The sequence below is a fragment of the Methylorubrum rhodesianum genome, assembly GCF_014199985.1.
In the GTDB taxonomy this organism is placed as follows: Bacteria; Pseudomonadota; Alphaproteobacteria; order Rhizobiales; family Beijerinckiaceae; genus Methylobacterium; species Methylobacterium rhodesianum.
Window position 1 is genome coordinate 1 of the sequence record NZ_JACHOS010000016.1, and the last position, 12,759, is coordinate 12,759.

The 12,759-nt window shown below is 70.8% G+C and carries 9 protein-coding genes and 1 pseudogene; 3 read left to right on the forward strand and 7 right to left on the reverse strand.

Annotated elements, in window-relative coordinates:
- Positions 1 to 220: 220 nt before the first annotated feature.
- From HNR01_RS20875 to HNR01_RS20895, 5 genes are all read right to left on the reverse strand, one after another.
- The gene (locus HNR01_RS20875; RefSeq protein WP_183669544.1) at positions 221 to 3,574 is read right to left on the reverse strand and encodes a helicase-related protein; all 3,354 of its coding nucleotides are present in this window, start codon (positions 3,572 to 3,574) and stop codon (positions 221 to 223) included.
- A 277-nt stretch (positions 3,575 to 3,851) separates the two neighbouring features.
- Positions 3,852 to 4,604, reverse strand: coding sequence for a TerC family protein (locus HNR01_RS20880; protein ID WP_017486969.1), 753 nt, complete (start codon positions 4,602 to 4,604; stop codon positions 3,852 to 3,854).
- A 301-nt stretch (positions 4,605 to 4,905) separates the two neighbouring features.
- Positions 4,906 to 5,877 (reverse strand): tripartite tricarboxylate transporter substrate-binding protein, encoded by a 972-nt coding sequence (locus tag HNR01_RS20885; RefSeq protein ID WP_017486970.1) that lies wholly within the window; start codon positions 5,875 to 5,877, stop codon positions 4,906 to 4,908.
- Between the two features lie 65 nt (positions 5,878 to 5,942).
- A complete protein-coding gene (locus tag HNR01_RS20890; protein ID WP_017486971.1) occupies positions 5,943 to 7,448 on the reverse strand; it encodes a tripartite tricarboxylate transporter permease in 1,506 nt (501 codons plus the stop codon).
- Positions 7,449 to 7,463: 15 nt separating this feature from the next.
- Positions 7,464 to 8,129, reverse strand: a complete 666-nt coding sequence (locus HNR01_RS20895; RefSeq protein ID WP_017486972.1) for a tripartite tricarboxylate transporter TctB family protein — start codon at positions 8,127 to 8,129, stop codon at positions 7,464 to 7,466.
- 417 nt (positions 8,130 to 8,546) lie between these two features.
- Between HNR01_RS20895 and HNR01_RS20900 the strand changes: the two genes are divergently transcribed.
- The gene (locus HNR01_RS20900) at positions 8,547 to 8,798 is read left to right on the forward strand and encodes a hypothetical protein (RefSeq protein WP_083920714.1); all 252 of its coding nucleotides are present in this window, start codon (positions 8,547 to 8,549) and stop codon (positions 8,796 to 8,798) included.
- A 149-nt stretch (positions 8,799 to 8,947) separates the two neighbouring features.
- On the opposite strand, the gene HNR01_RS20905 is transcribed toward HNR01_RS20900, so the two are convergent.
- Positions 8,948 to 9,415 (reverse strand): 5' nucleotidase, NT5C type, encoded by a 468-nt coding sequence (locus tag HNR01_RS20905; RefSeq protein WP_183669546.1) that lies wholly within the window; start codon positions 9,413 to 9,415, stop codon positions 8,948 to 8,950.
- A gap of 235 nt (positions 9,416 to 9,650) precedes the next feature.
- Between HNR01_RS20905 and HNR01_RS20910 the strand changes: the two genes are divergently transcribed.
- Positions 9,651 to 10,295: a 2,3-bisphosphoglycerate-dependent phosphoglycerate mutase gene (locus HNR01_RS20910; protein ID WP_026105899.1), complete on the forward strand. Its 645-nt coding sequence runs from the start codon at positions 9,651 to 9,653 to the stop codon at positions 10,293 to 10,295.
- A 73-nt stretch (positions 10,296 to 10,368) separates the two neighbouring features.
- Here HNR01_RS20910 and HNR01_RS20915 read toward each other — a convergent pair whose 3' ends face one another.
- On the reverse strand, positions 10,369 to 11,370 hold the full coding sequence (locus HNR01_RS20915) for a phosphoribosylaminoimidazolesuccinocarboxamide synthase (RefSeq protein WP_183669548.1): 1,002 nt from the start codon (positions 11,368 to 11,370) through the stop codon (positions 10,369 to 10,371).
- 482 nt (positions 11,371 to 11,852) lie between these two features.
- Between HNR01_RS20915 and HNR01_RS20920 the strand changes: the two are divergent.
- Positions 11,853 to 12,743: pseudogene (locus tag HNR01_RS20920) on the forward strand (alpha/beta hydrolase).
- Positions 12,744 to 12,759: the final 16 nt, after the last annotated feature.

Genomic DNA, 12,759 nt, shown 5'->3' on the forward strand with positions numbered 1-12,759 from the left:
GAACCCCTACACCGCGCGCCGCGCCAAGGACGGCTTCTACGGCGGCTTCACCCTCGTCGTTCCCCTCGGAACACTCCTCGGCCTCGCCCCAGGCTGACAGGCTGTTCCTCGTCCGACCCTCCCGGTCCCCCGACCGGGAGGGTCTTCCGCGTTTCGACGCCTCTCAGGATCGATCTGAACGCCCCGCCCGGGCCTCCGTCACGATCCGCCCCGGGGCCCTTCAAACACGCCGGTCGCAGGTCTCTTCGAGGCGGCGCAGGAAGGCGGCAGCCTGCCATCCGCGCTCGACCGCATCCTCGCTGCCTCGGCGCAGGACGATCCGCCCATCGCGCACCGTGACGTCGTCGGAGACCGGGATGACCGGCCCGGTCCTCTCCGGATGGAAATCCGCCGCGATGCCCTGCGGGCCACCGCTGAGCCGGACGACGCCGAGGGTGAGGCAGGCCGTGCGCAGGCGCGCCAGGGTGAACAGCGCCTCCACCGGCTCCGGCAGGGGCCCGAAGCGATCCTCGATCTCGTCGCGCAGGGCGTCGATCTCGGCCTCGTGGCGCAGGCGCAGCAGCCGGGTGTAGAGGCTCAGACGGATCTCGGGTTCGGGGATGTAGTCGGCGGGGACGCGGCCGCTCAGGCCGATCCGCACCTCCGGGCTCCAATCCTCCACCGCCTCTCCCTTGGCGGCGCGCAGGGCGAGTTGCAGCAGGTGCTGATAGAGGCCGAGGCCGACGAGCTTGACGTGGCCCGACTGGTCGTCGCCGACGAGATCGCCCGCACCGCGCAGGTCGAGGTCCCGAGCGGAGATGGCGAAGCCCGCCCCCAGCCGGTCGAGCGCCTCCAGGGTGCGCAGCCGCTTCTCGGTGGCGGGGCTGAGCGGCTTGTCCGGACGCGCGAAGAGGTACACCACGCCGCGCCGCTGCCCGCGCCCGACCCGGCCGCGCAACTGGTGCAGCTGCGCGAGGCCGAAGCGCTCCGCATCCCAGACCAGCATCGTGTTGGCGCGCGGCACATCGAGCCCGCTCTCGATGATGCTGGTGGCGAGCAGCACGTCGCCCTCGCCATCGGCGAAGCGGACCATGGCGTCGTCCATCTCGGCCGGCTTCATCTCGCCATGCGCGGTCACGACCGTGAGCCCCGGCACGAGCGCGCGCAGGCGTTTCGCCATCGGCGCGATGTCCTCGATGCGTGGGCAGACGACGAAGCTCTGCCCGCCGCGGCGATGCTCGCGCCGCAGAGCCGCCGTGAGGATCGCCTCCTCGAAAGGAGCGATCACCGTGCGGATCGGCTGGCGCACCGCCGGGGGCGTGGCGATCACGCTGAGGCTCTGCAGGCCGACCATCGCCGCCTGAAGCGTGCGCGGGATCGGCGTCGCGCTCAGCGTCAGGATATGGGCGTCGCCCGCCGCCTTGCGCAGGCTCGCCTTGATCTTCGCCCCGAAGCGCTGCTCCTCGTCGATGATGGCGAGCCCCAGATCGTGGAACGCGACGCCGCGCCCGGCGAGCGCCTGGGTGCCGATGACGAGGCGCACGCTGCCGTCGGCGAGGCCCTGCTTCACCCGTTTGGCCTCGGCAGGGGATACGAGGCGCGACAGATGCGCCACCGTGATGCCGAAACGGGCAAAGCGGCGCCGGAATGTCTCGACATGCTGGCGCACCAGCACCGTGGTCGGCGCCATCACGGCCACTTGCCGGCCGGCGAACACCGCGGCCGCGGCGGCGCGCAGCGCCACCTCGGTCTTGCCGAACCCGACATCGCCGCAGACCAGACGGTCCATCGGCGCCTCGCCGGCGAGATCGGCCAGGGTTTCCTCGACCGCCCGGGCCTGATCCCCGGTGAGCGGGAAGCCGAAGCCGGCGGCGAACCGCTCCATCTCGCGCTCCGGCGGCACGATCTTCGGGGCGTGCGCCTTCCGGCGCTCCTGCGCCGCCTTCAGCATCGCCCGCGCCGCCTTGGCGAGCGTCGCCTCCGCCTCTAGGCGGCGCCGGCCCCAGGTGCCGCCGTCGAGCCGGTCGAGGGTCACCGCCTCGGCCTCCGAGCCGTAGCGCCAGATCCGGTCGGCCTGGCTCACCGGAACCATGAGGATGGCCTCGTCGGCAAAGCGCAGGCGCAGGGCATCCTCCTCGTCCGCCTCGCCGGCGCGGATCGCCTCCAGCCCCTCGAACACGCACAGGCCATGATCGCTGTCGATCGCGACATCGCCGACCCGCAATTCGACCTCGCCGATCGGCAGCACGGCGGGCGCCCGCTGCACGCCGGCGGCGAGAGGTCCGAACAGGTCGGCGGCGGCGATCACCGTCGCGGCCGCCTCTGGCACGCGAAAACCCGCCTCCACCGGCGCCTCGATCGCCAGCACCGCGCCGGGCTCGGCCGCCTCGACCTCGGTCCAACCGTCGATCAGACGCACGGTCCGCTCATCGACGGCGGCGGCCGCCCGCACGAGGCGGCGGAGCGGCGCCTTGGGACCGGCGAGCACGACGCTCTCACCGTCCTTGAGGGCCGCGCGCACGTGCTTGGCGAAGGCCGCCTCGGGACGGCGCTCGCGGGCGAAGACCGGGCCGGCGACCCGCTCCGCCGCGTCTCCGGTCGCGGCGGCGAGGCGGCGGCCCTCGATCAGCGCCGCCCAGGCGTCGGGCGCGAGGTAGAGATCCGGCCCCCGGTCGGACTGCGACCCCTGCCGGTTTCCGGCGGAGAGGGCCAAGCTCTCCGCCTCGCGCCCCTCCGCGATCTGCTCGAAGAAGGCGGCGGCGCGCTCCTCCACCCCGGCCTCGACGACGAGACGGGCTTCGGGCGCGTAGTCGAGGACCGTCACCAGCGCCGGGTAGAAGCGCGCCATCCGGTGCTCCTGGCCGGTGAAGGGCTCCAGGGAGACGCCCGAATCCGGGGCCAGGATGATCTCGGTAGCGGGGTCGATCACCAGCCGCTCGGTCTCGACCCGCGAGCGCTGCGACACCGGATCGTAGGATCGGATCGCGGTGATGCGGGTGCCGTCGTGCTCCACCCGGCAGGGGAGCGGCGCCGCCGCCGGGAACACGTCGATGGTCCGCCCTCGAACCGCCACCTCGCCGGGCTCGTCGACGCGGTCGTCGAGGATGTAGCCGAGCCGTGCCAGCTGCGCCGTCAACCCCTCGGGATCGAGCGTGTCGCCGACGCGCAGCTCGACATGGGCGTTCGCCCAGGTCTCCGGCGGCGGCACGCGCTGCAGGAGCGCGGGGGCGGTGGTGAGCATGATGTCGGGCTGCGCCTGGGCGTCGGTCAGCCAGCGCAGCACGCCCGCCCGCGCGCCCATGACCCCGCGGGAGGGCGAAGCGCGATCGAAGGGCAGGCAATCCCATTCGGGATAGACCGCTACCGTCCGCTCCGGTGCCAGGGCTCGAAGGACCGCGGCGATCTCATCGAGGCGGCGCCCGTCGCGGGCCACGTGGATCAACGGCCGTGCCGCCTGCGCGAAGCCGAGCAGCGCGACCGCCAGGGCCCCCGTCGGGATCAGCGGAGCGGCCCCTGCGTCGTGGTTCGTATCCCGATGCGTCTCCTGGCTCGCATCCTGATCGTCTCGGAGCTTCGCGGTCCTGGGCTTTGCCATCTCTGTTCCGTGCGGGCGACGTCCGGGGTCGGCCTGCGAGAACCCCGCACGGCAGGTCGCCGGTTCCTGTCCGGTCATGCGATTGCCGGCTCTCTGCGCACTTCGCTGGGGATGACCGGGCGCGGAGCGACAACACGACACGGCCGAGGTGCCGGCGCCACGCGTCTCCGGCGCGCCGTCCCAGCGTCGCGTGTGCCGCTGATTTGAGCCGGCATGGGCCCGGATCGGCACCGGCCGCTCGAGGCGAGGCGCCCCGCCTGAACTTCAGCGCAGAAGCTCAGCGATTGAGGACGTCGGCTTCGACCGTCCCCACGGCCTCGGCCTGCTCGCCCGCGACCTCCCGATCGGACTTGCGCTTGAGAAGCGCGCCGATGCCGACGACGAGGATCGCGCCGACGGCGCCCGCCACGGAATGCAGCGTCGGCTGCAGAGCGGCGGGCAGGGCCTCGATCACGTGCTGCTGCATCAGCCGATCGCTGGCGATCATCTCGCCCGCCACCCAGCCGAGAAGGCCGCCGCCGAACCAGATCAGGATCGGGAAGCGGTCGATCAGACGGGTGATCAGGGTCGCACCGACCACGAGAAGCGGGACGGAGAGAGCGAGCCCGATGATGAAGAGTTCATCGTGCCCCCTCGCGGCCCCCGCCACGGCGACGACGTTGTCGAAGCTCATCACCGCGTCGGCCACGGCGATCGTCCAGATCGCCTTGGGAAGGCTGGACTGTTCCTTGACGCTGCTCTCGTCCTCCTCCTCGCCGCGCACCAGCTTCACGGCGATGTGCAGCAGGATGAGGCCGCCGACCACCTTCAGCAGCGGCACCGCGAGAAGCTGCGAGATGATGAGAGCGAAGACGATCCGCAGGAGCGCCGCGACCAGGGCCCCTGCATACACCCCGATCCGCCGCTGCCGCTCGGGCAGTCCGCGGCAGGCCAGGGCGATGACCACGGCGTTGTCCCCCGACAGGATGATGTCGATCCAGACGATCTGGAGGAGGGACAGCAGGAAGGAGGAACTCAGATAGGCATCCACGATCGCACGCTTTCGCTGCCCCAGCCCGTCACGGCGACGGCACGAACGTCAGGCGTTCGCGCGGACATCCTTGAGAGGCGATGAGGATGGTCGGTGAGGCCGGCACCCTCGCCCGGCGGGAGCGCCGGGCCAGGGATTTCTCCGGCGGAGGGACGCCGGACCGCCGCCGGCCAGGCACTGGTATGAACGGAGGGCCGGCCCGGGCGGCAATCCGCCCGGGCACGGCTCGGACCTTTGGTTCGGCGCGCCTGTCCTCGGCGGTGCGGCATCCGCAGCGCCGAGACGCGCCCTCGGGCGCGCGTCAGGGGGTGGCCTCGGCGGCGGATCGGAGGACGGGCGTCCAGCGGGCGACCTCGCTCTCGACAAGCTTCTGCAGCGCGTCGGGTCCCGCCTCGGCCTCCTTCGGCACCGTGCCGCCGAGTTCGAGGATGCGCTTCCTCGCGCTCGGATCCTTCAGCGCGGTGTCGAGCGCGGCGACGAGCTTGGCCCGGACGTCGGCCGGCAAGCCCTTCGGGGCGAAGACGGCGTTCCAGGCGCTGACCTCGTATTCGGGCAGGCCCGCCTCCTTGGTGGTCGGCACGTCGGGCAGGCTCGGGGAGCGCTCGGGCGTGGCGATCGCGTAGGCCTTGATCGTGCCGCCGCTGATCTGCGGAGCGACGTTGACGATCTGGTCGGTCATGAAGTCGACCTGCCCCGCCACGAGGTCGTTCAGCGCCGGCCCGGTGCCGCGATAGACGACGAGCGTCGGCTTGGCGCCGACGAGCGAGTCGAACAGGATCCCCGTCGAGTGCGAGACGGAGCCGACGCCCGCATGCGCCTGGTTGATCGAGGCGCCGCCGGACTTCAGCGCCTCGATGAAGCTCTTGAGGTTCTCGGCCGGCAGGGATTTCTTGGCGACGATGACGATCGGCGTGCCGGCGGCGAGCCCGATCGGGTCGAAGCTCTTGGCGGGATCGTATTTCAGGCCCTTGAACAGGGCCGGCGCCGCGCCGTGCGTGCCCATATGGCCCATCATGACGGTGTAGCCGTCGGGCGCCGCCTGCGAGGCCCGGGTGATCCCGGTCGTGCCGCCGGCGCCGGTGACGTTCTCGATGACGACCTGCTGGCCCAGCGCGCGCGACATCGGCTCGGCGACGATGCGCGCGACGACATCGGTCGGGCCGCCGGCCGCGAAGGGCACCACCATGGTGATCGGGCGCTGCGGGTAGGTGTCCGCCGCCGCGCCGAAGGCGGCGAGCGCCGACAGGAGGCCGATCGCGAGAGCCGTTCTCATGGTTTCCTCATCCCTTCCTGATGTTGTCTCGTTGGAGATCCTCGATCCCGTCGGCCTGCCGCCGCTCAGGCTTCGGTGAAGACCTCGTCGCGGCTTCGTCGCAGCGACGGCAGCAGCGCCAGCGCGAGGATGGTGAAGGCGACGAGGAACAGCACCGCGCTGACCGGACGCTCGAGGAACACCATCGCGTCGCCGCGCGAGAGGGTGAGCGCGCGGCGCAGGTATTCCTCCATCAGCTTGCCCAGCACGAATCCGAGCAGGAGGGGCGCGGGCTCGAAGCCGAACTTGATCAGCGCGTAGCCGAACACCCCGAAGGCCGCGATGAGCATCACGTCGGTGGGCAGGGAACTGATCGAGTAGATGCCGATCGAGCAGAACATCAGGATCGCGGGGAACATCAGCCGATAGGGTACCTTCAGCAGGCGCACCCAGATGCCGACCAGCGGCAGGTTGATGACGAGCAACATCAGGTTGCCGATCCACATCGAGGCGATCATGCCCCAGAACAGGTTGGGGTTCTTGGTCATCACCCCGGGCCCCGGGACGATGCCGTGGATCGTCATCGCGCCGACCATCAGCGCCATCACCGCGTTGGGCGGGATGCCGAGGGTGAGGAGCGGGATGAAGGCCGTCTGCGCGCCCGCATTGTTGGCGCTTTCCGGACCGGCGACCCCCTCGATGGCGCCGCGGCCGAAGCGGCCCGGATCGCGGGCGATGCGCTTCTCGACGGTGTAGGCGGCAAACGGCCCGAGGACGGCGCCGTTGCCCGGCAGAATCCCGAGCGAGGCCCCGATCGCGGTGCCGCGCAGGGTCGCCGGCATCGCCTGCCGCAGATCGGCAAGGCTCGGCAGCAGGCGGCCGATGCGCGCCCGCGCGATGTCCCGCGTCTCGGTCTGATCCAGGTTGCGCAGGATCTCGGCCACTCCGAACAGGCCCATCGCCAGCACGGAGAAATCGATGCCGTCGGTCAGGAAGGTGAGACCGAAGGTCATGCGCTCCTCGCCGGTCTCGAGGTCGGTGCCGATGCAGGCGAACAGGATGCCGACGAGGATCATCGCCACGGCCTTGAGCACCGAGCCGTGGGCGAGGACGACGGCGAAGGCCAGCCCCATGACCATCAGGGCGAAGTATTCCGCCGGCCCGAAGATCAGCGCGAGGCGGGTGAGCGGCGCGCCCAGAGCCGCGATCAGCAGCGTGGCGACGGTGCCGGCGAAGAACGAGGCGATCGCGGCCGTGCCGAGGGCGATGCCGGCCCGGCCCTGGCGCGCCATCTGGTGCCCGTCGAGGGTGGTGACGACCGAGGTCGCCTCCCCCGGAATGTTGACGAGGATCGCGGTGGTCGAGCCGCCGTACTGCGCCCCGTAATAGATGCCCGCGAGCATGATCAGCGCGCCCACGGGATCGAGGCCGAAGGTGATCGGCAGGAGCATGGCGATGGTGGCGATCGGTCCGACGCCGGGCAGCACGCCGATCAGCGTGCCGACGAGGCAGCCGAGGAAGCAGAGCAGCAGGTTCTGCAGGCTCAGCGCGACGGCGAAGCCGAGACCGAGATGGGAGAGAAGATCCGGCACGGGCGGGGCTCCCGATCAGGCGGTCATCGAGTGCCGGGCGACGTCGGTCCCGCCCCGCCGGGCGGACCGGCGCTGCAGGAGCAGCAGCCCCAATCCTGTCAGGGCGAGCGCCCCCGCCGCGAGCCGCAGGAGTACGCGCGAGGGAATCCGTCCACTCGCCGCCTCGACGAGCGCAGTGGGAAAGAGCGGGATCGGCAGGTTGAGCAGATCGCCGAACAGCAGCATGCACCCGGCCGTGAGGAGCAGCGCCAGGATCAGAAGCTCACGGAAGCGCGCCTCGGGGCTGGCATAGCCCGCGAGGATGACCGTGAGGGGCCCGGCGACCATCAGGCCGAGCCCGGGCGTGGTGACAGGACCGAGGGCGGTGGGCCGGATCGTCGCCGCGAAGGCGAGGATGGCCAGGACGACGACGACCGGACCGCGCAGCCCGACCGCCTGGAGTCCGGCCCCGCCCCGGACGAGACCAGTCGCGGCCAGCACGGCCCCGCAGGCGGCGACACCGATCGCGACCCAGTGCGGCAGCATGCCGGGCCCCATCGCACCGAGGGTCCCGCGCGGCAGATCGGCCGAAGCCCAGACGCCGAACAGCCCGAGCAGGACGAGGCCGAGACCGGCCGCCACGTTCTGCGACAGGGGCGTGAGCGCACGGCCCGACCCATCGTCACCCGACCGCTCGCTCATCGTCCCCTCTCAACGGGCATGCCCGCACCGGTGCCTCCGGTGTGCACGGCACATCGGGAACGACCGGATCCTCCCTCGAGGAAATTTGTCCGCAGCCTATGCTGGCAAGCCAATCTTCGGCAAGACCTCGCGCCCGCGAAAGACTTCCCTTCCAGACGTTCTGTTGCCGACAGCAGAATCGGCGATCGCTCCATCGGCCCCTCTCGACTGCATCGAGGCAGGCGCCGAGCGGAGCCGGCCGGCGGCAACCGCCCCGCAGACGAGCGCGATGACGGCCGTCCGGAGCCTCCCACCGTCGTGCCGCCCGCGGACTCTGCCCGTCGACCCGGAAGGACGGCGGACCAGAGATCTGAACCCTTTTCAGTGATTGCGCGTTTGCTGATCCGGTTTAACAGTTTAGGCGAAGGGGAACTGTCCATGCGCAAAATTCTTGTTGCGACGGCCGCCCTCGGCACATTGATCATTCTCGACGCTCCGAGCCTCGCGCAAGGGTTCCGGATTGGTCCCGGTGGCGTGGAGATCGATGATGGCCGCGGCTATCGCGAAGAGCGAGACGAGCGCCGCTACCGCCGCATGTGCCGGGAGCTTCGCGATCGCTGCGAGAACAGGGACATCTACGGCGAGGAAGGTCAGGGGAATTGTCGGCGCTACCGCCGCATGTGCGGTTGAACGCAACGAGACCGAATAACGAGATCTAATGACGACCTGGGGCTGCATCCGACCGGACCGCATCGGGGCGGAGGCGGTCCCGGCCAGGCGAACCCGGCCGACAGCGGCCGCGATAAAAGCACTCGGACCGTCCCGGTCGAGGGTCGCCCTCAGATGAAACCCTGCGCGCGCAGGGCCCGGATCGACGACGCCGCGTCCCGATGGTGGATGAAGACGCCACCGGCCTCCTCCCAGCGGGGCCGGTGCGTGTCCCAGTCGTCGACCAGGGCGTCGCCGGGACGGCAATGCTCGCGCTTCAGCGCGGCGGTCGTCGCGATCATCGGAACGCCGGGAAAGTGGCGCGCCGCCCAGCGCCGCTTCTGCGGTTCGGCCCAGTTCCCCCGCGGCAGGCCGGTGAGGATGACCGGCCGACAGGCCCTGACGGCTTCGTAGAGGTTCTGCGCATCCGGCAGGAGGTCGAGTTCCGCGAAGAAGTCGGGTTCCGCCGCCAGCCGATTCCAGAACGGCTTCAAGCCGAACCGGCCCTGGAAGACCTCCGGCGGCATCCCGAGCACGCGCGTGGCTCCACGATCGAAGTCGGCCAGGACCCCATCGCAGTCGAGAAAGACCGTCGGCATCGCTGCGGCACACCATCCGTTGTCGAGCCTCGCGGCCCCGCGCGGGGCCCGACGGATAACGCGCTTCGGCGGCTTCGGCTCGCGGCGGCAACGAAAGGCCGCGGCCCTCCTCCCGTCACGCGGATCGAGGCGCGATGCGCCGGCGCCCATGCCGCTGGCAGGGTGCCGACACCGATCGGGATCGTCTTGCGAGCCTGCCCGCGACGCGATAGCTCGCCCCGGCGAGCGGATGGACATGGAACACCACAAACACACTCTCGTGCTCGTGCGGCACGGCCAGAGCGAGGACAACGAGCGGGAGCTCTTTTCCGGCCTGCGAGATCCCGCGCTGACGCCCCGCGGCGTCGAGGAAGCCGGCACCGCCGGCGCCACGCTCAGGACGCTCGGATATCGGTTCGACGCGGCCTTCACGAGCCGGCTCCAGCGGGCCCAGCACACCCTCGCACTGATCCTCGCGGCGCTCGGCCAGTCCGACCTCCCCGTGCAGGCGGATGCCGCCCTGAACGAGCGGGATTACGGAGCGCTCGCCGGTCTCAACAAGACGGAAGCGCGCGCCCGGTTCGGGGTCGAGCAGGTCCGCACCTGGCGGAAGTCCCACGATGCGGTACCGCCCGGCGGCGAGAGCCTCGCGATGACAGGGGCTCGCCTCTGGCCGTTCTTCGAGCGGACCATCGCCCCTCGTGTTCGCGACGGCGCGTGCGTGCTCGTCGTCGCCCACGGGAACTCGCTGCGATCGCTGCTGATGCGCCTCGACCGCATCGATCCCAGGCACATCGAGGAGGTGAACATCGGCACGGCCGAAATCCTCGTCTACCGGGGCGACGCGGCCTCTCCTGCGCTCACCCGGGCGGCCGCCATCGCACCCAAGATGTGCGATTGATCGGCCGCCGAACCCTGGCCCGATTCCGCCTCTAGCGCCGCCTCACCGCCCTCGCATCGCAAGGCTTCGAGGCTCAGGCTATCCCATCGGCAGCATCGCCCTGCAGGTAGGCCGCGAGATTGCGCCGGATCCGCTCGAGCGGCACCTCGGCCGGATCGGGCAGGACGAAGGTCTGCTGCGTGATGGTCTCGTAGGCGCGGATGTAGACGGAAGCAGCCCCGAGCACGACCTCCGGCGGAATGTCCGGGATCGGATCGCTATAGGGGTCGCAGCGCGCCACGACCCAGTTGCGGACGTAGTCCTTGTCGAAGCTCTCGGGCGCCGTCCCGGCCGCGAGCCGTTCGGGGTAGCTTTCCGCGAACCAGTAGCGGCTGCTGTCCGGGGTATGGATCTCGTCGGCGAGGACGATCCGTCCCTCCGCATCGGTCCCGAACTCGTACTTCGTGTCGGCGAGAATGAGGCCGCGCTCGGCGGCGAGCGCTTGTCCGCGGGCGAACAGCGCCAGCGCCGCCTCGGAGACGGTCCGCCATTGCTGCGCGGTCAGCAAGCCCTGTTCGAGGATCGCCGCTTCGCTGAGCGGCTCATCGTGTCCGCCTGCCGCCGCCTTCGTCGTCGGCGTGATGACCGCCTCCGCCAGACGCTCGTTCGCGCGCATCCCGTCGGGGAAGCGATGGCCGTACATCGCGCGCTCCCCGCGCTGATAGCGGGTCAGGATCGAGGTGGAGGTCGTCCCCGCCAGATAGCCCCGCACCACGATCTCGACCGGCAGGATGTCGAGACGGCGCCCGACGACGACGTTCGGGTCCGGATAGGCCAGCACGTGGTTGGGACAGATGTCGGCGGTCCGCTCGAACCAGTAGCGCGCGGTCTGCGTCAGGACCTGCCCCTTGAAGGGAATGGCGGCGAGCGGGCGATCGAAGGCGCTGATCCGGTCGGTGGTGATGAGGATCCGACGGCCGTCGGGCAGGTCGTAATTGTCGCGAACCTTGCCCCGGTAGCGGTCGGGCAGACCCGCGATCTCCGCCTCGTCCAGCACGTGATGCGCGTACGGTGCGAGGGCGCTTGCATCCTTCATTCGTCTCACCCGCTCGTCTCAGGAAGGGAAGGTCAAGCCAGCCTCGTAGCAGGGAAGCGCCCCAGCGTCGCCGCGGAACAAGGCGCAACGACCTGTCCTCGGCGCCAACCCGATCGACCCGCGGGCGCGGCGCTGCGAGGAGGCCGGGTCCGCGATGGTCTCATTCATAGCCGAACGCCCCCGCGCCGGGCACCGGGCACGGCTTCGGAGCCGCGCGCCCGGTGGCCGCGTCGTGGGCCGCCTGAATGATCGGCCTGATCCTCGGCGGCGCCGTTCTTGGCAGACGTCTCTTCCCTTGATCTCCAGCTCCTCCGCCGCCTGACGTGCAGCCGGTGCCATCGACGGCCTCCTGTTGGTTTGAAGGGCCCCGCCGGAGTGATTTCCAAAATCGCGCCCGCGTGCAAAACTTCTCGATCGAACATGCGAAGGGCCTGCCCTGTCCTCGGCAGGAATGGCCTCTCCTGCAATCGGATCGGAGCGCGATGCCGTCATCCGACATCGATGTGATCCGGGCCCGCCTCGCCGCGCATCCGAGACCGGCCGACCTCGCCGCCCGGCGCGCGCGGATCGATGGTCTCGGGGCCGGCTACCTGCTGCCGCCGGATGTGGTCGTCGAATCGGTCGACGCGCACGGCGTGCCGGCGGAGTGGACGCATACGCCCGCGGCCCGAGGCGGCCGTGTGGTGCTGTTCCTGCACGGAGGCGGCTACGTCTCCGGCTCCCTGACCAGCCATCGCCACATGGTCGCTCAGGCCGGGCGTGAAGCCGGCGCGCGCACCCTGGCGCTCGACTACCGCCTCGCCCCCGAGCACCGGTTTCCGGCCGCGCTCGAGGATGCCCTGGCCGGATACCGGTTCCTGCTCGATGCCGGCATCGCACCGGCGCGGATTGCGCTCGCGGGGGAGAGCGCGGGCGGCGGGCTCGCGCTCGCGGCCGCCCTGTCGCTGCGGGAGGCGGGACTGCCGCTGCCGGGCTGCCTGTGGCTCAGTTCACCCTGGACCGATCTCGCCCTGACCGGTGCCAGTCTGGAGACCAAGGCCGTCGTCGACCCGCTGCTCAGCCGGGCCTACCTTTCCGAACTGGCGAGCCTCTACCTGAACGGCGCCGATGCGCGCGGGGCGCTCGTCTCGCCGATCTACGCCGACCTGACCGGACTGCCGCCGATGCTGATCCAAGTCGGCTCGGCCGAAACCCTCCTCGACGATTCGGTTCGACTGGCCGCGGGCGCGGGGGCGGCGGACGTTTCCGTGCATCTCGAGATCTGGCCGCACATGATCCATGCCTGACATCTCTTCTACCAGGAGGTCGCGGACGGTCGGCGCTCGCTGGCGGCGGCCGGCGCCTTCATCGGCGCCCATCTCGATGGCGCCTGAATTGGCGGATGCCGGC

Coding starts and splice junctions, on each gene's coding strand:
- HNR01_RS20875 (WP_183669544.1), bottom strand. CDS start 3,574: ATGGCAAAGCCCAGGACCGCGAAGCTCCGAGACGATCAGGATGCGAGC.
- HNR01_RS20885 (WP_017486970.1), bottom strand. CDS start 5,877: ATGAGAACGGCTCTCGCGATCGGCCTCCTGTCGGCGCTCGCCGCCTTC.
- HNR01_RS20895 (WP_017486972.1), bottom strand. CDS start 8,129: ATGAGCGAGCGGTCGGGTGACGATGGGTCGGGCCGTGCGCTCACGCCC.
- HNR01_RS20900 (WP_083920714.1), top strand. CDS start 8,547: ATGCGCAAAATTCTTGTTGCGACGGCCGCCCTCGGCACATTGATCATT.
- HNR01_RS20905 (WP_183669546.1), bottom strand. CDS start 9,415: ATGCCGACGGTCTTTCTCGACTGCGATGGGGTCCTGGCCGACTTCGAT.
- HNR01_RS20910 (WP_026105899.1), top strand. CDS start 9,651: ATGGAACACCACAAACACACTCTCGTGCTCGTGCGGCACGGCCAGAGC.
- HNR01_RS20915 (WP_183669548.1), bottom strand. CDS start 11,370: ATGAAGGATGCAAGCGCCCTCGCACCGTACGCGCATCACGTGCTGGAC.